19 protein-coding genes are annotated in these 19,169 nt (G+C 74.2%); 6 read left to right on the top strand and 13 right to left on the bottom strand.

Annotation, left to right across the window (positions count from 1 at the left end; translation table 11 throughout):
* Positions 1 to 59 precede the first annotated feature (59 nt).
* From ACFVU9_RS32720 to ACFVU9_RS32705, 4 genes are read left to right on the top strand one after another with little or no spacing between them, the layout of a single operon-like run.
* The gene (locus ACFVU9_RS32720) at positions 60 to 1,016 is read left to right on the top strand and encodes an ABC transporter ATP-binding protein (RefSeq protein ID WP_380439602.1); all 957 of its coding nucleotides are present in this window, start codon (positions 60 to 62) and stop codon (positions 1,014 to 1,016) included.
* The gene (locus ACFVU9_RS32715; protein ID WP_380439600.1) at positions 1,006 to 1,902 is read left to right on the top strand and encodes an ABC transporter permease; all 897 of its coding nucleotides are present in this window, start codon (positions 1,006 to 1,008) and stop codon (positions 1,900 to 1,902) included. Before ACFVU9_RS32720 ends, ACFVU9_RS32715 begins: the two co-directional genes overlap by 11 nt.
* A 46-nt stretch (positions 1,903 to 1,948) precedes the next feature.
* Positions 1,949 to 2,866, top strand: coding sequence for an ABC transporter ATP-binding protein (locus tag ACFVU9_RS32710; protein ID WP_380439598.1), 918 nt, complete (start codon positions 1,949 to 1,951; stop codon positions 2,864 to 2,866).
* Positions 2,867 to 2,895: 29 nt separating this feature from the next.
* A complete protein-coding gene (locus tag ACFVU9_RS32705; RefSeq protein ID WP_387599663.1) occupies positions 2,896 to 3,612 on the top strand; it encodes an ABC transporter permease in 717 nt (238 codons plus the stop codon).
* Positions 3,613 to 3,649: 37 nt separating this feature from the next.
* On the opposite strand, the gene ACFVU9_RS32700 is transcribed toward ACFVU9_RS32705, so the two are convergent.
* The 11 genes from ACFVU9_RS32700 to ACFVU9_RS32650 all read right to left on the bottom strand — a co-directional run bounded on the left by ACFVU9_RS32700 (position 3,650) and on the right by ACFVU9_RS32650 (position 15,900).
* Entirely contained in the window at positions 3,650 to 4,903 is a 1,254-nt protein-coding gene (locus ACFVU9_RS32700; RefSeq protein WP_380439594.1) for a CynX/NimT family MFS transporter, read from the bottom strand.
* Positions 4,904 to 4,979: 76 nt separating this feature from the next.
* Positions 4,980 to 5,711 (bottom strand): FadR/GntR family transcriptional regulator, encoded by a 732-nt coding sequence (locus tag ACFVU9_RS32695; RefSeq protein ID WP_380439592.1) that lies wholly within the window; start codon positions 5,709 to 5,711, stop codon positions 4,980 to 4,982.
* Positions 5,712 to 5,836: 125 nt separating this feature from the next.
* Positions 5,837 to 6,697 (bottom strand): HAD family hydrolase, encoded by an 861-nt coding sequence (locus ACFVU9_RS32690; RefSeq protein WP_380498808.1) that lies wholly within the window; start codon positions 6,695 to 6,697, stop codon positions 5,837 to 5,839.
* A gap of 37 nt (positions 6,698 to 6,734) precedes the next feature.
* Positions 6,735 to 8,012, bottom strand: a complete 1,278-nt coding sequence (gene serS / locus ACFVU9_RS32685; RefSeq protein ID WP_359968686.1) for a serine--tRNA ligase — start codon at positions 8,010 to 8,012, stop codon at positions 6,735 to 6,737.
* Between the two features lie 507 nt (positions 8,013 to 8,519).
* Positions 8,520 to 9,455, bottom strand: coding sequence for a prephenate dehydratase (gene pheA, locus ACFVU9_RS32680; protein ID WP_380439588.1), 936 nt, complete (start codon positions 9,453 to 9,455; stop codon positions 8,520 to 8,522).
* A 143-nt stretch (positions 9,456 to 9,598) separates the two neighbouring features.
* Positions 9,599 to 10,870: an iron uptake transporter deferrochelatase/peroxidase subunit gene (gene efeB, locus ACFVU9_RS32675; protein ID WP_387599658.1), complete on the bottom strand. Its 1,272-nt coding sequence runs from the start codon at positions 10,868 to 10,870 to the stop codon at positions 9,599 to 9,601.
* 2 nt (positions 10,871 to 10,872) lie between these two features.
* The gene (locus tag ACFVU9_RS32670) at positions 10,873 to 12,912 is read right to left on the bottom strand and encodes a FixH family protein (protein WP_380440753.1); all 2,040 of its coding nucleotides are present in this window, start codon (positions 12,910 to 12,912) and stop codon (positions 10,873 to 10,875) included.
* Between the two features lie 11 nt (positions 12,913 to 12,923).
* Positions 12,924 to 13,412 carry a copper chaperone PCu(A)C gene (locus tag ACFVU9_RS32665; RefSeq protein ID WP_380440752.1) on the bottom strand — a complete coding sequence of 163 codons (489 nt, stop codon included), beginning with the start codon at positions 13,410 to 13,412 and terminating at the stop codon, positions 12,924 to 12,926.
* Positions 13,409 to 14,077, bottom strand: a complete 669-nt coding sequence (locus ACFVU9_RS32660; protein WP_380498804.1) for an SCO family protein — start codon at positions 14,075 to 14,077, stop codon at positions 13,409 to 13,411. The genes ACFVU9_RS32665 and ACFVU9_RS32660 overlap by 4 nt, the downstream gene beginning before the upstream one ends.
* A gap of 38 nt (positions 14,078 to 14,115) precedes the next feature.
* Positions 14,116 to 14,877, bottom strand: a complete 762-nt coding sequence (locus ACFVU9_RS32655; RefSeq protein WP_387599654.1) for a YcnI family protein — start codon at positions 14,875 to 14,877, stop codon at positions 14,116 to 14,118.
* Between the two features lie 183 nt (positions 14,878 to 15,060).
* The gene (locus tag ACFVU9_RS32650; RefSeq protein ID WP_387599651.1) at positions 15,061 to 15,900 is read right to left on the bottom strand and encodes a hypothetical protein; all 840 of its coding nucleotides are present in this window, start codon (positions 15,898 to 15,900) and stop codon (positions 15,061 to 15,063) included.
* 229 nt (positions 15,901 to 16,129) lie between these two features.
* Between ACFVU9_RS32650 and ACFVU9_RS32645 the strand changes: the two genes are divergently transcribed.
* Positions 16,130 to 16,771 carry an ATP-binding protein gene (locus ACFVU9_RS32645; protein ID WP_380440745.1) on the top strand — a complete coding sequence of 214 codons (642 nt, stop codon included), beginning with the start codon at positions 16,130 to 16,132 and terminating at the stop codon, positions 16,769 to 16,771.
* A gap of 12 nt (positions 16,772 to 16,783) precedes the next feature.
* Here the strand turns inward: ACFVU9_RS32645 and ACFVU9_RS32640 are convergent, their stop codons facing one another.
* Together ACFVU9_RS32640 and ACFVU9_RS32635 are read right to left on the bottom strand one after the other, a co-directional pair.
* Positions 16,784 to 17,662 (bottom strand): NEW3 domain-containing protein, encoded by an 879-nt coding sequence (locus tag ACFVU9_RS32640; protein ID WP_387599648.1) that lies wholly within the window; start codon positions 17,660 to 17,662, stop codon positions 16,784 to 16,786.
* A gap of 95 nt (positions 17,663 to 17,757) precedes the next feature.
* On the bottom strand, positions 17,758 to 18,693 hold the full coding sequence (locus ACFVU9_RS32635) for an LAETG motif-containing sortase-dependent surface protein (protein ID WP_387599645.1): 936 nt from the start codon (positions 18,691 to 18,693) through the stop codon (positions 17,758 to 17,760).
* Between the two features lie 231 nt (positions 18,694 to 18,924).
* Here ACFVU9_RS32635 and ACFVU9_RS32630 point away from each other — a divergent pair, with 231 nt between their 5' ends.
* On the top strand, positions 18,925 to 19,155 hold the full coding sequence (locus tag ACFVU9_RS32630; protein WP_380440739.1) for a hypothetical protein: 231 nt from the start codon (positions 18,925 to 18,927) through the stop codon (positions 19,153 to 19,155).
* Positions 19,156 to 19,169 lie beyond the last annotated feature (14 nt).

The raw sequence follows: 19,169 nt of genomic DNA, 5'->3' as shown, positions 1-19,169 counted from the left end.
TCCGCGGTTCGTCATTCCAGCTCATGGTCCTTGCGGCGCGGGCCCGTTACGTTGGGGGCGTGTCCACTCCTGTCATCAAGACGGACGACCTCTCCAAGAGGTTCCCCCGGGTAACGGCGCTCGACCGGCTCACCGTCGAGGTGCACCCGGGGGTCGTCGGCCTGGTCGGCGCCAACGGGGCGGGCAAGTCCACCCTCATCAAGATCCTGCTCGGGCTCGCCCCGGCGACCTCCGGCACCGGCCGGGTCCTCGGCCTGGACATCGCCACCCAGGGCCCGGAGATCCGCGAGCGCGTCGGCTACATGCCGGAGCACGACTGCCTGCCGCCCGACGTGTCGGCCACCGAGTTCGTGGTGCACATGGCCCGGATGGCCGGACTGCCCGCCGCCGCGGCCCGCGAGCGCACCGCGGACACCCTCCGCCACGTCGGCCTGTACGAGGAGCGCTACCGCCCGATGGGCGGCTACTCGACCGGCATGAAGCAGCGGGTCAAGCTGGCCCAGGCACTCGTGCACGACCCGAAGCTGGTGCTGCTGGACGAGCCGACCAACGGCCTCGACCCGGCCGGCCGGGACGAGATGCTGGCACTGATCCGCCGCGTCCACCGGGACTTCGGCATCTCGGTGCTGGTCACCACCCACCTGCTCGGCGAGCTGGAGCGCACCTGCGACCACCTGGTCGTCATCGACGGTGGCAAGCTGCTGCGCTCCTCCTCCACCGCCTCCTTCACCGAGGCGACGGCCCTGCTCGCGCTCGAAGTCACCGACCACCCGGATGACCTGGTGCGCGACCCCGGCGCCGCCGTCCTCGAACGCCTCACCGCCGCGGGCCTGTCCGCCACCCCGGACGGCTCGCACGTGCTCCTCGTCCGGCTGGCCGGCGACGACACCTACGACACCATCCGCGACACCGTCGCGGACCTCGGCCTCGGCCTGGTCCGGCTGGAACAGCGCCGGCACCGGGTCGCCGAACTCTTCACGGACGAGTCCAAGGGAGGTCCGGACGATGCCTCCTGAGAGCAGGCCCGCCGACGCCGGCGTCATCCACGACATCGGCTACCGCGGCTACGCCGGCCCCCGCCTCGGCCGGGCCTACGCGACCCGCTCGCTGTTCACCCAGAGCCTGCGCGCCGCGTACGGCCTCGGGCGCTCCGGCAAGTCCAAGGTGCTGCCGATGCTGGTGCTCGGCGTGCTCACCGTGCCCGCCGTCATCATGGTCGCGATCGCGCTGTTCACCAACGCCGCGCAGCTGCCGCTGGACTACCCGCGCTACCTGTCGGCCTTCGGCCTGATCGTCTCGATCTTCCTGGCCTCGCAGACGCCGGTGCTCCTCTCCCGGGACCTCAGGTACCACACCGTCCCGCTGTACTTCTCCCGCCCGATCACCCGCGGCGACTACGTGCGGGCCAAGTTCGCGGCGATGTTCTGCGCCCAGTTCCTGCTGATGGCGGCACCCCTGGTGGTGCTCTACGTCGGCGCGCTGCTGGGCCGGCTGGACTTCGCGCACAACACCGAGCACTTCCTGATCGGCCTGGTGGCCGCCGTGCTGTACGCGCTCGTGCCGACCTCGGTCGCGCTGGTGATCGCCGCCGCCACCCCGCGCCGCGGCTTCGGGGTGGCCGGGATCATGGGCTACCTCGCGGTCAGCTCGGTGGTCGTGGCGATCCTGACCCGGATCGGCACCGGCTTCGAGGTCACCGTCCCGGACTCCGCCCAGTGGGCCGCGCTGCTGTCGCCGAACGACCTGGTGGAGAGCCTGACCAACCAGCTCTTCGACGTCGGCGGCTCGGTCGGCCGGATGCACGCCCCCGGGGCGCTCGGCGCCGCCGTGTTCCTCGTCGTCGCCGCCGGGATGGCGGCCGGGGCGTACGGGCTGCTGCTGCGCCGCTACCGCAGCGTCTGATCCACCCGCGGCGTCCGACGACCGCAGAGCCCAGGAGGGGCACGCAATGGCCACCATCACCATCGACAAGGTCTCGCGCTGGTTCGGCAACGTGGTCGCCGTCAACGACATCAGCATGGCCATCGGCCCGGGGATCACCGGTCTGCTTGGCCCGAACGGCGCGGGCAAGTCCACCCTCATCCACATGATGAGCGGCTTCCTCTCGCCCTCCACCGGCACGGTCACCCTGGACGGCTCGCCGATCTGGCGCAACCAGGAGGTGTACCGGAAGATCGGGCTGGTCCCCGAGCGGGAGTCGATGTACGACTACCTGACCGGCTGGGAGTTCGTGCTGGCCAACGCCGAGCTGCACGGCCTGCCCGATCCGGGCGCCGCCGCCCGCCGCGCCCTCGGCCTGGTCGAGATGGAGTACGCCCAGGACCGCAGGACCGGCACCTACTCCAAGGGCATGAAGCAGCGGGTCAAGATGGCCTCCGCGCTCGTCCACGACCCGGCCGTGCTGCTGCTCGACGAGCCGTTCAACGGCATGGACCCGCGCCAGCGGCTCCAGCTGATGGACCTGCTGCGCCGGTTCGGCGCGGACGGCCGGACCGTCCTGTTCTCCTCGCACATCCTGGAGGAGGTCGAGCAGCTCGCCCGGCACATCGAGGTCGTGGTGGCCGGCCGGCACGCCGCCTCGGGCGACTTCCGCCGGATCCGCCGCCTGATGACCGACCGCCCGCACCGCTACCTGGTCCGCTCCAGCGACGACCGCCGGCTGGCCGCCGCCCTGATCGCCGACGGCTCCACCGCGGGCATCGAGGTGGACGAGCGCGAACGGGCCCTGCGGATCCAGGCGGTGAACTTCCAGGGCTTCACGACGCTGCTGCCCCGGGTCGCCCGGCAGGCCGGCATCACCCTGTACACCGTCGCCCCGGCGGACGAGTCGCTGGAGAGCGTGTTCTCCTACCTCGTCTCCGCCTGACCTCAGCACGCCATCGGGAAAGGCCGACCATGAATCCGACCGTCGCCAGGCTGACGCTGCGCGGCCTGCTGGGCCGCCGCCGCGGCGCCCTGCTGCTGGTGGTCCCCGCCCTGCTGCTGCTCGTCTCGGCGCTCGCGAGCGGGTCCAGCGGGGACGGGCACGACCTGACCGTCAAGATCCTCGGCCAGCTCGGCCTCGGCACCCTGGTGCCGATCCTCGGCCTGGTCGTCGGCACCGGCGTGATCGCCACCGAGATCGACGACGGCTCGATCGTCTACCTGCTCGCCAAGCCGCTGCCGCGCTGGGAGATCGTCACCACCAAGCTGTTCGTCGCGATCGGCACCACGTGGGTGTTCGCCGCCGTCCCGACCATGCTCGCGGGCTTGATGCTGTACGGCACGAAGGACGGCGTCACGCTCGGCTACACCGTCGCGGCGCTGGTCGCGGGGGCCGCGTACAGCGCGATCTTCCTGCTGCTCGGCGTCGTCACCCGGCACGCGGTGGTCGTCGGACTCGGCTACGCGCTGGTGTGGGAGTCGCTGGTCGGCAACTTCGTGGCGGGCGCCCGCACGCTGAGCGTCCAGCAGTGGGCCCGGTCGGTCGCCGAGACGGTGGCGGGGGACACCGCGATCGGCGCGGACGTCTCCTTCGGGGTGGCCGTGCCGCTGCTGCTGGTGGTCACCGTCGCCGCGACCGTGCTGGCCGCGGTGCGGCTGGCCGGGCTGACCCTGGCCGGCGAGGACTGAGCCGGCCGGGGCCCGGCCCGTACGTCCAAACGGGTGGTCAGAGCGTCCGGTTGCGGCCCGCGCCCCAGCCGGCCGCGCCGACCACGGCGACCAGGACGAGCATCAGTGCGAGCGTCGCGCTCCACCCGCCGGTCAGCTGGTGCAGCGCACCCGCGCCGACCGGACCGGCCGCCGCGACGAGGTAGCCGATCGCCTGGGACATGCCGCCGAGCTGGGCGGCGCCGGCCGCGCTGCCGGTCCGCAGCACGATGAACGCCAGGCCCAGGCCGAGCGAACCGCCCTGCGCGACACCGAGGATCGCCGCCGCGACCCAGGCACCCGACACCGGCGCGACCAGCAGCACGGCGATGCCGAGGCCGTTCAGCCCGGCCATGGCCACCGCGAGGGCGCGCTGGCTGGTCATCCGGCCGGCGATCAGCGGCACCAGGAAGGCGCCGACCACCTGCAGCAGGTTGGAGAAGGCGAAGACCAGGCCGGCCTGGCCGCGGTCCATCCCGTGCTCGGCCAGGATGGTCGGCATCCACGCCACCAGGGTGTAGACCAGCAGCGACGAGATGCCCATGAACAGGCTGATCTGCCAGGCCAGTCCGGACCGCCAGATGCCCTCGATCGGCTTGCTCGCGCCGGCCCGTCCGGCGGCCGGGGCCGCGCCGGCCGCCGCCCGCTCGTCGCGCGAGCGCAGCACCTGCGGCAGCCAGGCCACCGCCGCCACCAGCGCGAGCACCGACCAGGCGCCCAGCGAGGCCTCCCAGCCGCCGCCCAGCGCGTGCTCCAGCGGCACCGAGAGCCCGGCCGCGAGGGTCGCGCCGACCAGCATCGTGGTCGAGTAGACGCCGGTCATCGCCGCCGCCCGCTCCGGGAACTCCCGCTTGACCAGGCCCGGCATGGAGACGTTCAGCACCGCGATCGCCACGCCGATGACCACGCAGCCCGCGTACAGCGCCACCACCGAGGGCAGCACCCGCAGCAGCACGCCCGCGCCGAGCACCAGCACCGCGCCGAGCACGACGCGCTCGGTGCCGAAGCGCCGGGTCAGCCGGGGGGTGAGCGGCGCGCCGACGCCCTGGAACAGCACCGGCACGGTGGTGATCAGGCCGCTCGCGGTCGTGGACAGCCCGAAGGTGCGCTGGATCTCGCCGACCATCGGGGAGATCGCCGCGAGGCAGGCGCGCATGTTCAGCGCGACCAGCAGGATGCCGGTCAGCAGCAGGGCCGGGTGGGCCAGCCGGGACCGGACGGGGAGCGGGGCGGAGGAGGTGACAACCGGCTGCTGGGCACGGGTGACGGCCATGGGGGTGCTGTTCTTTCGGGGGGGGAGAGAGAGACGGTGCGGACGGCGGAAGGGCGCGTGGGCCCTGCCCCCGGCCTTACTTCCGGGCCGCGATGGCCGCGATGAGCTGCTCGACGGCCGCGATCGGCTCGGCGAGCAGCGCCCGACACGCCGCCTCGGCGCGGTCCGGGTCGCCGCTCTCGATCGCGTCCACCAGGGCCGCGTGGGTGGCGACGACCACCTCGGGCATGTCGTGGTCGCCGAAGGCCGTCCGCATCGACTCGCGCACCGAGGCGCCGAAGTAGCGGTAGACCTCGGCCAGCGCGGGGTTGTGCGCGGCCTCCACGACGGCGGTGTGGAACTCCAGGTCGTGCTCGACGGTGGCCTCGCGGCCGGTCCGCTCCGGGCTCGCCGCGATCACCTCGGCCTCGCGGGCCAGCGCGGCCCGCATCCGGGCGATGTCCTCGGGGGTGTGCCGCAGGGCCGCCAGGCGCGCGCCCTCGGTCTCCAGCGCCGCGCGGACCTCCAGGACGTCCCGGATGCCCGAGCGCTGGACACCGCGCAGGACGGCCGCCGGGTCGCTGGTGCTGCGGACGAAGGTGCCCTCGCCCTGCCGGGAGACCAGCATGCCGGCGTGCACCAGCACCCGGATCGCCTCCCGGACGGTGTTGCGGCCGACCTGCAGCCGCTCGGCGAGCTCGTGCTCGGTGGGGATCTTCGAACCCACCGGCCAGGCGCCGCCCGCGAGTTGCTCGCGCAGCTGGTCGATGGCGGTGTCCACGAGGGAGCGCCGTCCGGCCGCCTGCAGGCTGTTGCCGTCGCTGGTCATGCCGGTGCTCCCTCCGCTGCTCTTCACCATCGGTCGTCGGTCATCCTACAACCGCTTGCCCGGTCATCCTACAACTGGGGGTGAAGGTTCGGCGACGGGTCCGGGACGGGGAAGGCCCCGGCCGCTCAGCGGGCCGGGTAGAGGCGCTCCAGGACGACGGCCACGCCGTCCTCGTCGTTGCTCGCGGTGACCTCGTCGGCCACGGCCAGGAGCTCCTCGTGGGCGTTGGCCATCGCGACGCCGTGCGCGGCCCAGCCGAACATCGGCACGTCGTTGGGCATGTCGCCGAAGGCGATGGTGTCGGCGGCGCGCACCCCGAGGCGGCGGGCGGCGACGGCCAGCCCGGTGGCCTTGGACAGGCCGAGCGGCAGCAGCTCGACCACGCCGGCGCCGGCCATGACGACGCCGACCAGGTCCCCGGCGACGCGGCGGGCGGCCTCGGCGAGGGCGTCGTCGGTCAGGCCGGGGTGCTGGATGTAGAGCTTGCTGATCGGGGTGGTGAGCAGTTCGTCCCGCTCGACCCGGACCACCGGCAGGTCGGAGCCGATCAGCAGCTCGTAGCCGGGCCCGGCGAGGACCTGGCCGTCCAGCCCGTCCTGGTTGGCGGCCACCGCCAGCGGGCCGGTCTCGGCCTCGATCTTGGTGATGGCGACCGCGGCGAGCCGGCGGTCCAGGGTGAGCGAGGTGAGCAGCTTGTGCGCGCCGGCGTCGTAGACCTGGGCGCCCTGGCCGCAGACCGCTATCCCGGTGTAGCCGATCTCGTCGAACACCGGCCGGGCCCAGACGGCGGAGCGGCCGGTGACGACGATGTGCAGCGCGCCCGCGCCGGTGGCCGTGGCCAGGGCGGCGCGGGTGCGCGCGGAGACGGTCTCCTCGCCGGTCAGCAGGGTGCCGTCGAGGTCGGTGGCGACCAGCCGGAAGGGCAGGCCGCCACCGCGCGGGGCGTCGTCGCCGAGGGAGACGGGGCTGGGGCTGGTGGTGCTCATGGGCCGTGCGTCTCCCGGGAGTTGCTGGTGGTGCGGGCTACTTGGCGACCGGTTCGAGGACGGTGCGCCCACCGAGGAACGGCCGCAGCGCCTCCGGCACGACCACCGAGCCGTCGGCCTGCTGGTGGTTCTCCAGGATCGCCACGATGGTGCGCGGGACGGCGACCAGCGTGCCGTTCAGGGTGGCGAGCGGGCGGGTCTTGCCCTCCTCGCGCATCCGGATGGCCAGTCGGCGGGACTGGTACTCGGTGGTGTTGGAGGTCGAGGTGACCTCGCGGTACTTGCCCTGGGTGGGGATCCAGGCCTCGATGTCGAACTTGCGGGCCGCCGAGGCGCCGAGGTCGCCGGAGGCGACATCGATCACCCGGTAGGGCAGCTCCAGCGCGTTGAGGAAGTCCTTCTCCCACTGGAGCAGGCGGCGGTGCTCGTTCTCGGCGTCCTCGGGAGTGGTGTAGACGAACATCTCCACCTTCTCGAACTGGTGGACGCGGATGATGCCGCGGGTGTCCTTGCCGTAGGTGCCGGCCTCGCGGCGGAAGCAGGACGAGTAGCCGGCGTAGCGCAGCGGCAGCTTCTCGGCCTCGATGATCTCGTCCATGTGGTACGCCGCGAGCGGGACCTCGCTGGTGCCGACGAGGTAACGGTCCTCCTCCTTGAGGTGGTACACGTTCTCGGCGGCCTGGCCCAGGAAGCCGGTGCCGTCCATGGCGGCCGGGCGGACCAGGGTCGGGGTGATCATCGGGATGAAGCCGGCCGCGGTCGCCTGCGCGAAGGCCATGTTGACCAGGGCGAGCTCCAGCAGCGCGCCGACGCCGGTCAGGTAGTACGAGCGGGCACCGGCGACCTTGGCGCCGCGCTCGGTGTCGATCGCGCCCAGGATCTGGCCGAGCTCGACGTGGTCGCGGGGCTCGAAGCCCTCGGCGGCGAAGTCGCGCGGGGTGCCGATCTCCTCCAGGGTGACGAAGTCCTCCTCGCCGCCGACCGGGGCGGCCGGGTCGATGAGGTTCGCCAGCGAGCGGAGCAGGCGGTCGGCCTCCTCCTTGGCGGCGCCCTGTTCGGCGTCCGCGGCCTTGACCTCGGCGGCCAGGTCCTTGGTGCGCTGCAGCAGGGCGGCCTTCTCGTCGCCCTTGGCCTGGGCGACCTGCTTGCCCAGCAGTCGCTGCTCGCTGCGCAGTTCGTCGAAACGGGTGCCCGAGGACCGGCGCCGCTCGTCGGCGGAGAGGAGGGCGTCGACCAGGTCGACGTCCTCGCCACGGACGCGCTGCGAGGCGCGCACTCGGTCAGGGTCCTCACGGAGCAGGCGAAGGTCAATCACGCGCCCAAGCCTACCGGGCGGGGGCTCGTCCACCGGTACCGGTTTTCCCCTGGGGATAACTCGGTTCCGCCTGTGGATAACTCCTGTGGGGAACCCGTCGGACGTGAGTTATCCACAGGCGTGGGGCCGAGGCTGTGGATCCTTGTGGAACGCAGCCCTCCGGGCGGTCGAACCAAGGAATTGAGGTTTCAAACCTCATTCGACCTTCTCGGGCGAGGGAATTGAAGCACTGGAACGGGTGATTTGCTGGCAGGCGGGTGACTCTGGTCCGATTAGTCAACTCTGCGAAGCAAACCGATGATCTGACCGTTCTGCGCAGTGGCTATACCGGTTTGTCGACTCATCCCCAGGCCTGTGGATAACTTTCGGCTGTGGATAGCGGGTGGCCCTGTGGACAGCGGGTTCCGGGTCCGGACGCGCCTGTGGACGACGGGTGCGGTCACCCGCCCCGTCCGGAGGGTCCGGGCGAAAACGGTCGGAAAAGGTCAGAAAGACAAAGGGTGTCGCTCAGATGTCGCCGCGGCCGTCGAGGGCGCGCGAGAGCCAGTCGGCCGCCGCCGCGAAATCCTCGTCCGAGGTCCCGGGCCGCCGGTGCGAGGACTCCTGCCGGTCGGCGCGGGGATAGGAGCCGAGGAAACGCACCTGCGGGCAGATCCGCTTGAGGCCCATCAGCGCCTCGCCCACCCGCCGCTCGGACAGGTGGCCCTCGCAGTCGATGAGGAAGCAGTAGCTGCCCAGCCCCTCGCCGGTCGGCCGGGACTCGATCCGCATCAGGTTGATCCCGCGCACCGCGAACTCCTGGAGCAGCTCCAGCAGCGCACCGGGGTGGTCGTCCGGCAGCCAGGCCACCATCGAGGTCTTGTCCGCCCCGGTCGGCGACGAGACCCGCCCCGGCTTGCCGACCAGGACGAACCGGGTGGTCGCGTTCTGCGCGTCGGCGATCTCCTTGACCAGCGGGTCCAGCCCGTAGATCGGCGCCGCGAACTCGCCCGCGAACGCGCCGTCGTAGCGGCCCTCGGCCACCAGCCGGGCGCCGTCCGCGTTGGACGCGGCCGCCTCCCACCGCGCGTCCGGCAGGTTGGCCGCCATCCAGCGCCGCACCTGCGGCTGGGCCACCGGGTGGCTGGTGACGGTCTTGACCTCCGACAGCTCCGTGCCGGGGCGCACCAGCAGCGCGAAGGAGATCGGCAGCAGCACCTCACGGTAGATCATGAGCGGTGTGCCGGAGGCGAGTTCGTCGCTGGTCGCGGTGACGGCGCCCTCGACGGAGTTCTCGATCGGCACGAAGGCGCCGGAGGCCTCGCCGCCGCGCACCGCGTCCAGCACCAGCGGCACCGAGGCCAGCGGCACCAGCTCCCGGGTCGCCGCCTCGGGCAGGGTGCGCAGGGCCGCCTCGGTGAAGGTGCCCGCCGGGCCGAGGTAGGTGTAGCGGGTGGCCGACATGCCGTCTCCGTCTCGTCAGGTCGAAGTAGCCACCATAGCCACTCCGTTCCCCGCCCAGGAAAGCGTTCCGATGGGCGGGATCCGCCGCCGCCGTCCAGCAGTTCGGCGGTCGCGCCGCCCGGCGCCGGCGGCGGGCGGTGGGTTCAGGCGTCCAGCAGCTGCTGCCCCACGTACCCGCCCTGCGGGGCGCCGGGCGGCACGACGTACAGGCCGCTCGCCTCGTGCCGCAGGAAGCGGGAGAGGCCGTCGCCGCGGGACAGTTTGCGCTGCACCGGGGTGAAGCCCTTGCGCGGGTCGGCCTGGAAGGCGAGGAAGAGCAGTCCGGCGTCCGGCGAACCGTCCGCCAACAGGCCGTCGTGGTACGAGAATCCGCGCCGCAGCATGGCCGCGCCGCCGTTGGAGGCCGGTGCGGCGACCCGGATGTGCGCGTCGGAGGGGATCGCCAGGGCGCCGTCCCCGTCCTGGGCGGACAGGTCCACCGCGGCGTGCTCCCCGGCCCCGGCGGGCGTGCCGAGCGGCGCGCCGTCCGACTTGCGCCGCCCGATCACCCGCTCCTGGCGGTCCACCGGCAGCGCCTCCCAGTGGTCGAGCAGCATCCGGATCCGCCGGAACACCAGGTAGGAGCCGCCGGCCGCCCAGGCCGGCTGGTCGCCCCCGGCGGCGGCGAACACCTTGGCGGCGAAGCCGTCGTCGGCGGGCTTCGGATTGTTGCTGCCGTCGATCTGGCCCATCAGGTTGCGGCCGGTCATCGGGTGCGGGGTGGCGCCCGGGGTGCGGGCGAAGCCGCCGCACTGCCAGCGCAGCGAGGCCGTCCCGGCCGCCTGGCGCTGGAGCACCCGCAGGGCGTGCACGGCCACGAGGGCGTCGTCGGCGCCGATCTGGACGAACAGGTCGCCGTCGCCGCGCGCCGGGTCGAGCGCGTCGCCGGGGAAGGCGGGCAGCGGTTCGAGGGCGGCCGGTCGGTGGTCGGCCAGCCCGGCCTTGTCGAACAGGGCGGCCCCGAAGCCGAAGGTGAGCGTCAGCGAGCAGGGGCCGGCGTCCAGCGCGATCTGGTTCTCGAACTCCTCGGCCGGCTCCCCGGCGGTCAGCCGGGCCGCCGTGCGCGACCAGCGCCGGAGCAGGCCGCGCAGCCCGTCCCGCCCGGCGCCGTCGGCCAGGTCGAAGGCGGCGAGCTGGACCCGGGCCTGCTGCGGTTCGAGGATGCCGGCCTGGTGCTCGCCGAAGAACGGGACCCGGGCCGCGCCGAGCGCCGGGCCGCCGCCCGGCCCGCCGCCGGCGGCCGGGCGCTCCAGGGCCACCGCCCCGGCGACCCCGGCGCCGGTGCCGACGACCAGCCCCGCGCCGGCGGTGCCGAGCAGGGCGCGCCGGGTGAAGCCGGTCCGTGCGGTGGCGCTGCCGGTGGTGCTGTCGGTCATGCTCAGCCGATCTTCAGGGACTTCGTCGGGGTGGTCTGGTCGATGTCGGAGGAGCGGATCTGCACCGACACCACCCACTCCCCGGCCAGCGGCAGCTGCGCGGTGCCGCTCCAGCGGCCGGTGCCCTCGGGGGTCAGCGGCACGGGCAGCGGGCCGAGGTCGCGGTCCGGCAGGGTGAAGGCGAGCTGCACCTCGGGGACGTCCACCGGCTTGCCGTCGGCGCCGTCCAGCGCGAGCTTCACCTCGTTGGAGCCGGTCCCCGCCGGGTTGACGGTCACCGTCGCGGTGCCCTTGGCGTTCGGGGTGCGGCCCTTGGTGTCGTACGGGAGCTTGAGCTCCACGGTGCGGCCCGGCTGGGTCTGCGCGGGAGCGGCCCCGCCGGCCGCCGGCGCCGCGGCGCCCCCGGCCCCGACCTCGCCCGCGACCCGCCCGGGCGGGGAGTTGGTCAGCATCGTGGTGACCACCAGCACGGCCACCGCGACCGCCGCCTCGACCAGCACCGAGCGGCGCAGCCCGGCCCGGGTCGGGGTCAGGCCGCGCGCCCGGCCGGCGCTCGCCACGGCGGCCCGCTGGCGCTCCAGCTGGGCCCGGCGGACCGGGTCCTCGGAGTGCGCCGCGACGGCCACCGGCTCCGGCAGTTCGGCCGGTTCGACCTCGGCGGCCTCGGCCGGGGCCGAGCGCAGCCGGGCCAGCCAGGAGCGGGAGATCCAGGCGACGCCGAGCATCGCGACCACGCAGCCGGTCTTCACCAGCAGCAGCCGCCCGTACTCGGTGCCGGTCAGTGCGCCCCAGCTGCCGAGGCCGCGCCAGGACTGGTAGACGCCGGTGACGACGAGCACCGCGACCGAGCCGAACGCGATCTTGGAGAAGCGATCGACGACCTCCGCGCCGACGCCCTCGCGCAGCGCGACCAGCAGCGAGGCGAGGCCGCCCAGCCAGAACGCCATCGCGATCAGGTGCAGCAGGCCGAGCGGCAGCGCCAGCCAGACCTGGATGCCCACCGAGGCGTGGTCCGCGCCGACCCAGGTCGCCGCGAGGGCGACCGCCAGCACCAGCCCGCCGACGCCGAGCCCGATCCGGGCCTCCCGCTGCGGGCGCCGGGCGGCGCGCCGCTCCAGCTCGCGCAGTTCGGCGGCCTCGGCGTTCTCGGCGGCCCCGGGGGCCCCGGCGCTCGAGTCGTCGCCTCCGTCGCCGTGCTCGTCCTCGCCCTCCGGGCCCGGCTGCCCCAACTGGCCGACCAGCAGCGACAGGAACACCCCGCTCGCCGCGAGCAGCAGCAGCCGGGCGGCCAGCGCGGTGCCGATCCGCTCGTCCAGCGTGGTGCGCACCAGCGACAGGTCGAGGGCCTGCCCGATCCCCGAACCGCGCTCGTAGGGCCCGCGCAGCATCAGCACCGCGACGGTGGACACCAGCAGCGCCACCCAGCCGGTCATCAGCAGCCGCTGCACCGAGCGCCGGGCCACCCCGGCGGGCCAGCAGATCAGCGTGAACGCGGCGGCGCCGGCGAGCAGTGCGAACGCGACGTACGCGACGGTGCGCCCGGTGCCGTACAGCGCGGCGACCACGCCGTCCGCCTTGGCGCCCTGGAGCGCGGTGGCGGACACCGAGGTGTCCGAGGGCGCGCCGATGGAGAAGGTGAACGCGCCGCCGACGGGGTGGGAGTCCTCCGAGACGGCCCGCCAGGCCACCGTGTACGTGCCGTTGGCGAGGCCGGGGTTGAGCCCGACCCGGGCCGTGTCGGTCCTGCCGTCGGCGTGCCCCGGGTTGCCGGTGTCGACCGCCTTGCCGGCCGGGTCGAGCACCCGGACCGAGTCGCCGGAGAGCGACACGCCCTCGCTGAAGGTCAGGGTGACCGCCTGCGGGGCGGTGGCGAGCACCGAGTTCTGGTGCGGGTCGGTGGACTCCAGGGTGGCGTGCGCGGAGGCCGGGACGGCGCCGGCGAGCATCAGCGCGAACAGCGCGCCGAGCAGGCCGAGCAGGCCGGCGATGCGGCGGGGGGCGGTGCGCGGGGCTGCGATCCGGCGGTGCGAGGCCTTCTCCATGCTGGCGGACCCTAACTCTGGCCGGGACGGTAGGTGAGCTCCTTGACCGGCACCTTGACGGAGATGGTGCCGGACTTGGCGAAGGTCAGGTCGAGCTCCAGCTCGTCCCCGAGGGCCGGGGCCTTCTGCCAACCCATGATCATGAGATGGGTGCCGCCCCGGGTGAACTGCAGCGCCCCGTGCGCGGGCACGTCCAGGCGGTCGACCTGCTCCATGGTCGACGCCGTCGACTGGTGCATGGTCACCGATCCGGCGCCCGGGCTGGTCACCTTGACCAGCTGGTCCTCGCCGCCGTCGTTGCGCACGGTCAGGTAGCCGGCCGCCATCCCGCCCGCCGGGGGCAGCGGGATGTAGGAGTCGGCGACGCTCAGCCTGGCCGCCCCGCCGGCGGCACCGTCCTGGCCGCCCGCCCCGCAGGCGGCCAGGAAGGCGCCGCCGCCCAGGGCCGTCGCCAGCACCGCGCCGGTGAGCGCCGTCCGGCGGAAGCCGAGCATCGTCATGCCGCGACCCCCTTGGCGAGCAGCGGCAGGTCGTGCTGGTAGGTCTTCACCTCGGTGCCGCTCATGTACAGCACGTGCGCCTTGTCGTCCGAGGGGAGGAAGGCCAGCACCTGCGCGCCGTGGGTGGAGGTCACGGTGCCGTCCGCGTTGACCACCGGGTCCTCGATCATGATGCCGAGCGACCTGGCGGCGGTCTTGACCTTCTCCAGGTCGCCGGTGAGGCCTATGAAGTCGCTGCCCATCGAGTCGAGCCAGGTGCGCAGCACCTTGGGAGTGTCGCGCTGCGGGTCGGTGGAGACGAACACGACGTCGATCTTCTGCCGCTCCTCGGGGGAGAGGCCCTTCATGGCGACGCCGATGTCGCCCATGGTGGTCGGGCAGACGTCCGGGCAGCTGGTGTAGCCGAAGAACAGCAGCAGGCTCTTGCCGCTGGTGCGCTGGCGCAGGTCGAAGGGCTGGCCGGAGGTGTCGGTCAGCGTCAGGTCCGGCTTCTCGAAGTTCTTGGCGAGCTTGGTGCCCTCGTACGGCGTCGCGTCCTTCTGCTGCGTCACCTTGGCGGCGGTCGAGCCGCCGCCGGAGGACCCGCAGGCGGTCAGCGTGAGGGCGGCGGCCAGGGCGACGGCGGCCGCGCCGGCCAGGCGGGTGGTGCGGGTGGTGCGGGGCATGCGGGTTCCGATCGTGCGCGGTGGTCCGCCGGCGGGGGTCAGGAGGCGGTGCCGCTCTTGCGGCGCAGGCCGATCACGCCGACGGCGGTGCCGATCACGCCGACGACGATGCCGACGACGCCGAGCACCCGGGCGGTGGAGTCGCTGCTCTTCTTGTCGCCGTCCGAGGCCTGGGCCTGGTCGGCGCTGTCGCCGTGCCCGTGGCCGCCCGCGGCCGGGGAGGCGGTGGCGGAGGCGCCGTGGCCGTCGTCGCTGGCGGCCTTGGTGAGCTTCAGGACGGGCGCGGGGTGGGCCGGCTCGGGCTGGCCGGCCTGGGACTCGTCGATCCAGCGGACGACGTCGCCGTTGTCGTAGGTCTGCAGGGCCTTGAAGGCCATGCTGTCGGCGTCGGACGGCAGCGGGCCGAGCGAGACGCGGAACTCCTGGAACTGCCCGGGGGCGATCTTGGTGCCGGCGTCGGCGGTCCAGGTGATCTTGGAGACGGCCTCGTTGACGTCGGCGCCGTGCACCTTGATCGGCTTGTCGAGCTTGGCCTTCTCGACGGTCGCGGTCCAGCCCGGCATCGGCAGCGTCCGGACCGAGGCGAGCGGGTGGTCCAGCGGGAGGTTGACCTCGAGCTTCACGGTGCTCGCCGAGTCGCTCTCGTTCGGCACCCGGAAGTCGACGGCCGTGTAACCGCCCTGGGCGGCCGAGCCCGGGTTCACGGTGACGTGCGCGAAGGCCGGTCCGGCCAGCACCACGACGGAAGTGGCGGCGACGGCGAGGGCGGCGGCGATGCGGCGGGTGGGAAGGGAACGCATGGGTTCGGGGTCTCCGTTCGGAGCTCGGCGGACCGGCCCGCCGGGATCAGGCCCGGTCGGGGTCCGCGCGTGGGGACGGGTGGGGGTGGAACGGCGCACGGACCGCCGCGACGTGAACGCGGGTGCGGCCCGGCGACCTGCGCACGCCCGGTGCCCGGCAGGAACGGGGCACCAGGGGGCTGGTCAGTACGCGAACACCCCGGCCGGCGGCCCGCGCCGCACCACGCTGTGCCGCAGCACGGCACCCCCGGGCAGCGGGTGCTCCCCGCCCCGGACACCGAACCGGCGGGCCGGGCCCGCCGCCCCGAACAGACCCCGCAGCAGCGCCGCGACCAGCGCGAACGCCGACCGCAGGGGCGCCGCCCAGTGCTCGCGCGCGGCCGTCGCGGCCACCCGCACCAGCCGCCACAGCGCCGCCTCGCCGCGCCGCAGCCACCAGCCGGCCACCAGGGCCGCGGCCAGGTGGCCCGCCAGCATCGCCGGCGTCATGCCGAACACGCCGCCCTGCCACCACGGCACGGCCGGGAACGCGGCCGGGTCCAGCCCGGCCGACGACACCAGCTGCTCGGCCGTCGGACCGCCCGGCAGTCCGGTCAGCGTGCCCGGGTGCGCCTCGTTGCAGATCAGCCGGCCGGCCACCTGCGGCAGGGTCAGCGGGCCGGAAGCGCCGTGGTGCATCCCGGCCATCGACCCGGCGCCGGAGTCGCCGACGAGGGCGCCGAAGCCGTGGAAGAGGCAGTGCAGACCCAGCTGGCCCGCGCCCAGTGCACCGGCGATGGCCGCCAGCGAACGCTCCCGCCCGCCGAACGCCACCGCGAGCACCAGCACCGCCGCGAAGCCCGTCGCGAGGGCGGGCGGGGCGACGTCGCCGCCGCCCGTCAGGGCGTGCCCGGCGGCCGCGATCAGGGTGCAGACGAGGGCGAACGGAACGGCCCTGGCAAGCCGCAGGTCCCAGGCGGCGGCCCCCACCGGCGCGTCCGGTGCGGGGGCGCCCGGGTGTGGGGCGGCGGCGAGGGCAGTCATGGCCGGGCCATCATCTCATCGCCTACCACGCCACCGGGGGCAGGGTGGGAAATGCCTACGAATCCCCCGTCCGGCCGAGGCGCGTGCGCTCGCGTGTGCGCCGCTCGGCACAGACCACCGCGCCAGTCCATCCGCCGAACGGGCGGTCGCGGACCTCCGTCACGGTTCACCGGCGGAACGGCCGGAGATACCTAGTTGTATGTGGAGCCGCAGCCAGGAGGGACCTCCCGTGGACATCTGGTGGACTCTGCACCTCAAGCGCGACCCGGCCAGCGTTCCGCTGGCCCGGCGCATCCTGCTCGGTGCCATGGCGACGGCGGGCGTCGACCCGCAGATCGCCGACGACCTCGGCGTCGCGCTCAGCGAGGCCTGCGCCAACGCCGTCGAGCACGGCGCCGGCGGGCGGCCCGACGAGGGCTTCCAGGTCACCGCGTCGATCTGCGGCGACCGCCTGCGGATCGAGGTCACCGACTCCGGCCCGGGCCTGCCCGCGCCGACCGCGGCCCCCTCGCCGCTGCCCCGGCGCCGCCCGCCGGCCCCGCCCCAGGCGCAGGCCCACCCGGCCCCGCGCCGCTCCCGCCGCGGGCGCGCGACCGTCCCCGCCCGGGTGCTGACCGGGCACCGCCCGCGCCGCGACGGCCGCCCCTACGACACCCACGTCCTGCCCTGTCGCCCCCAGCCCCCGACGCTGCGTCCGGTGGACCTCGACACCCTCCCCGACCTCACCGCCGAATCCGGCCGGGGCCTCTTCCTCATCCACGCGCTCACCGACCACGTCCAGCTCCGCAACCACCCCCTGCGAGGGGCGATCGTGAGCTTCGACAAGATCCTCAAGTGGCAGGACGGCGCGCTGCTCCAGGCGGCGTCGTAGTCGCCCCCCGGATCAGTCCTCTTCGACCGCGGTGGTGCGGCGGCGGGTGAGCAGCAGGAGGGCGGCGCCCAGCGCGATGGTGGCGGCGCCGGTGACCGCGATGGGGGTGGAGCCGGTGCCGCCGCCGGTGTCGGCGAGCCGGTCGGCGGTGCGGGCCGGGCTCGGTGCGGCGGCCGGGGCGGTCGTGCCGGAGGCCCCGGCCGGGGCGTGGTCGGTCACCGTGAAGGTGCCGCCGGTGCTCGCGGTCAGCTGGGGGCAGGTGTACTTCTTCGCCGGGGCCGAACCGATCGGCAGCACCTCGGACCTGGCCGCGAACGCGAAGCGGTAGTCCCCGGGCGCCGCGCCCGCTCCGGCCGTCACCCGCACCTGGAGGGTCAGCTTCTGGCCGTGCTCGATCCCGTAGGTGCCGGTGTTCGTCCCCGTGAGCGGCTTCCAGTCGCCGCCGGGCGCGCGCAGCTTGACGTCGAGCCCGGTGGCCGCGCCGTCCTTGCCGGCCAGCGTGAAGGTCGTGGCCAGCTCACGGACCGTGGCGCTGCTGGTGTTGTCGAAGGTCACCGAGAGCTCGCCGGGTGCTCCGCCGGTCACCACGGCGCCGCCGGCCGGGCCGGCGGCGGTGGCCGGCATCGGGGCGGCCATCGGGCCCTCGGGGCAGTTGTAGGGCCACGGCGAGCCAGTGGCCGTCGGGGTCGCGGCGGCGGTGGGCGTGCCGGTCGCGGTGGGCGTCGCTGCCGGAGCGGTGGCGGGCGCGGTCGGTTCCCCGGTGGCCGGGGCGGTCGGGCCCGCCGAGGTCGTGGGGGCCGGGTCGGCGAGGGCCGGGGCGGCGCCGGCGGCGACGGTGCCGGTGGTGAGCACGAGCAGGGCGCAGGCGGCGGGCAACCGGGGGGAACGCATGGTCGGGGCTCCAGCGGTGGGGTCGGGTGTCGCTACTCCGGCTGGGAAGACCACCGGGGGGCGGGAACGGTTGTCCCCGCCCCCCGGTGAATTGGTCAGCTGTTCGTGCCGGCCTTGCGACGGCGCAGGAAGAACAGGGTGCCGGCGCCCGCGACGAGCACCGCGGCACCGCCGACGGCGATCGGCAGGGTGGTGGACGAGGCACCAGTCTCGGCCAGGTGCGGGCCCGCGGCGGCCGGGGCGGACGGCGACGCGGAGGCGGCGGTGGCCGGGGTGGTGGCGGCCGGGGCGGCGGTGGCCGGGGCGGTGGCGGCACCCGCCTCGGCGACCTGGAAGTTGCCCTCGAAGTCGGCGAGGAACTGGGTGCAGGCGTTCGGCTTGGTGTTGGCCGGGGTGGGGACCTTGTCGTTGTCGAACGCGTCCGAGCCGGCCTCGTAGTTGCCGCCGTACTTCCCGGCCGGGGCCTTGGCGTTGGCGGCGATCCGCAGCTGGACGGTGAACTTCTCGCCCTTGGCCAGCTTGAAGTCCTGCATCTGCAGGACGCGGTCCTTGTCGGTCAGCTGCTTCCAGCCGCCGGCGGTCTTCAGCTGGACGGTGAAGAACTCCGGGCTCCAGTCGACCGGGCGCTCCTGCATCTCGTCGGTGAGGTAGAGCGAGTTGTGAACGACCGGCAGGTCGGCGCCGCTGTTGTTCTCCCAGGTCAGGCTGACCTCGGCGGCCGGGCCGCCCTTGACCAGGGTGGTGCCGTACAGGCCGGTGCCGGTGACCTTGAGGAGCCCGCTCTGGTAGACGCCGCCGTTGCAGCGGTCGCTGTTGGTCGGCGTCGGGTTGGGCAGGCCGGTCGGCTTGGTGGTCGGCGCGCCCGTGGGGGCGGTCGGCGCCGGGGTGCCCGGGGCGGCCGTCGAGGTGGAGGTCTCGGTGGCGGTCGGGGTCGGCGTGATGCCGACGGCGCTCGCGGTGGCGGTGCCAACCGTGGCGCCGAGCGAGAGCGCCACGAGGGTGGACGCGGCCAGGAGGCGGGAAGAGCGCACGGTCAATGCTCCAGCTTTGGGTGAATTCTGTCCGTTTTCAGGCGACTTGGGGCGGCGACGGCGGGGCGTCGGCGGTGGTCGCGCCCGCGAACCATACCGGCCGGTGGTGGCCTGATCTCGATCAGGGGCTGTCGAAATACGATCGATATAAAGGGACGCTCGGTGCGGCCCGTGGTCCGGCCCGGGTCCGCCCCGGTTGCCGGGCCGTTCGGGGGGTCGGACGATGGGGGCATGATGCACCAGATGCGAGCCGAGTACGGCGCCGGCGGTCCGTCGGACGGGGTGCGGCTGTGGCACGTGGTCCGGGGTGCCGAGCAGGTCGCGATGTGCGGCCGGGAGCTGGAGGCGGGGGCGCCGGTCCGGGACGCGGTGGACTGGGGGAAGACCCCCGAACTCTGCTGCCACACCTGCGGGGCGTACTTCCTGCGCGAGTCGCCGTACCTGGGCGCCGAGCACCAGTAGCGCCCCCGGCGCGC

The organism is Kitasatospora sp. NPDC057936, from assembly GCF_042887525.1.
Classification (GTDB): Bacteria; Actinomycetota; Actinomycetes; order Streptomycetales; family Streptomycetaceae; genus Kitasatospora.
This window is presented reverse-complemented; position numbering and strand designations above follow the sequence as displayed.

Bases quoted from the DNA above. Each gene is read 5' to 3' on its own strand.
- ACFVU9_RS32715 (WP_380439600.1), top strand. From the start codon at position 1,006: ATGCCTCCTGAGAGCAGGCCCGCCGACGCCGGCGTCATCCACGACATC.
- ACFVU9_RS32710 (WP_380439598.1), top strand. From the start codon at position 1,949: ATGGCCACCATCACCATCGACAAGGTCTCGCGCTGGTTCGGCAACGTG.
- ACFVU9_RS32705 (WP_387599663.1), top strand. From the start codon at position 2,896: ATGAATCCGACCGTCGCCAGGCTGACGCTGCGCGGCCTGCTGGGCCGC.
- ACFVU9_RS32700 (WP_380439594.1), bottom strand. From the start codon at position 4,903: ATGGCCGTCACCCGTGCCCAGCAGCCGGTTGTCACCTCCTCCGCCCCG.
- ACFVU9_RS32695 (WP_380439592.1), bottom strand. From the start codon at position 5,711: ATGACCAGCGACGGCAACAGCCTGCAGGCGGCCGGACGGCGCTCCCTC.
- ACFVU9_RS32690 (WP_380498808.1), bottom strand. From the start codon at position 6,697: ATGAGCACCACCAGCCCCAGCCCCGTCTCCCTCGGCGACGACGCCCCG.
- pheA (WP_380439588.1), bottom strand. From the start codon at position 9,455: ATGTCGGCCACCCGCTACACCTACCTCGGCCCGGCGGGCACCTTCACC.
- efeB (WP_387599658.1), bottom strand. From the start codon at position 10,870: ATGACCGACAGCACCACCGGCAGCGCCACCGCACGGACCGGCTTCACC.
- ACFVU9_RS32670 (WP_380440753.1), bottom strand. From the start codon at position 12,912: ATGGAGAAGGCCTCGCACCGCCGGATCGCAGCCCCGCGCACCGCCCCC.
- ACFVU9_RS32665 (WP_380440752.1), bottom strand. From the start codon at position 13,412: ATGACGATGCTCGGCTTCCGCCGGACGGCGCTCACCGGCGCGGTGCTG.
- ACFVU9_RS32660 (WP_380498804.1), bottom strand. From the start codon at position 14,077: ATGCCCCGCACCACCCGCACCACCCGCCTGGCCGGCGCGGCCGCCGTC.
- ACFVU9_RS32655 (WP_387599654.1), bottom strand. From the start codon at position 14,877: ATGCGTTCCCTTCCCACCCGCCGCATCGCCGCCGCCCTCGCCGTCGCC.
- ACFVU9_RS32650 (WP_387599651.1), bottom strand. From the start codon at position 15,900: ATGACTGCCCTCGCCGCCGCCCCACACCCGGGCGCCCCCGCACCGGAC.
- ACFVU9_RS32640 (WP_387599648.1), bottom strand. From the start codon at position 17,662: ATGCGTTCCCCCCGGTTGCCCGCCGCCTGCGCCCTGCTCGTGCTCACC.
- ACFVU9_RS32630 (WP_380440739.1), top strand. From the start codon at position 18,925: ATGATGCACCAGATGCGAGCCGAGTACGGCGCCGGCGGTCCGTCGGAC.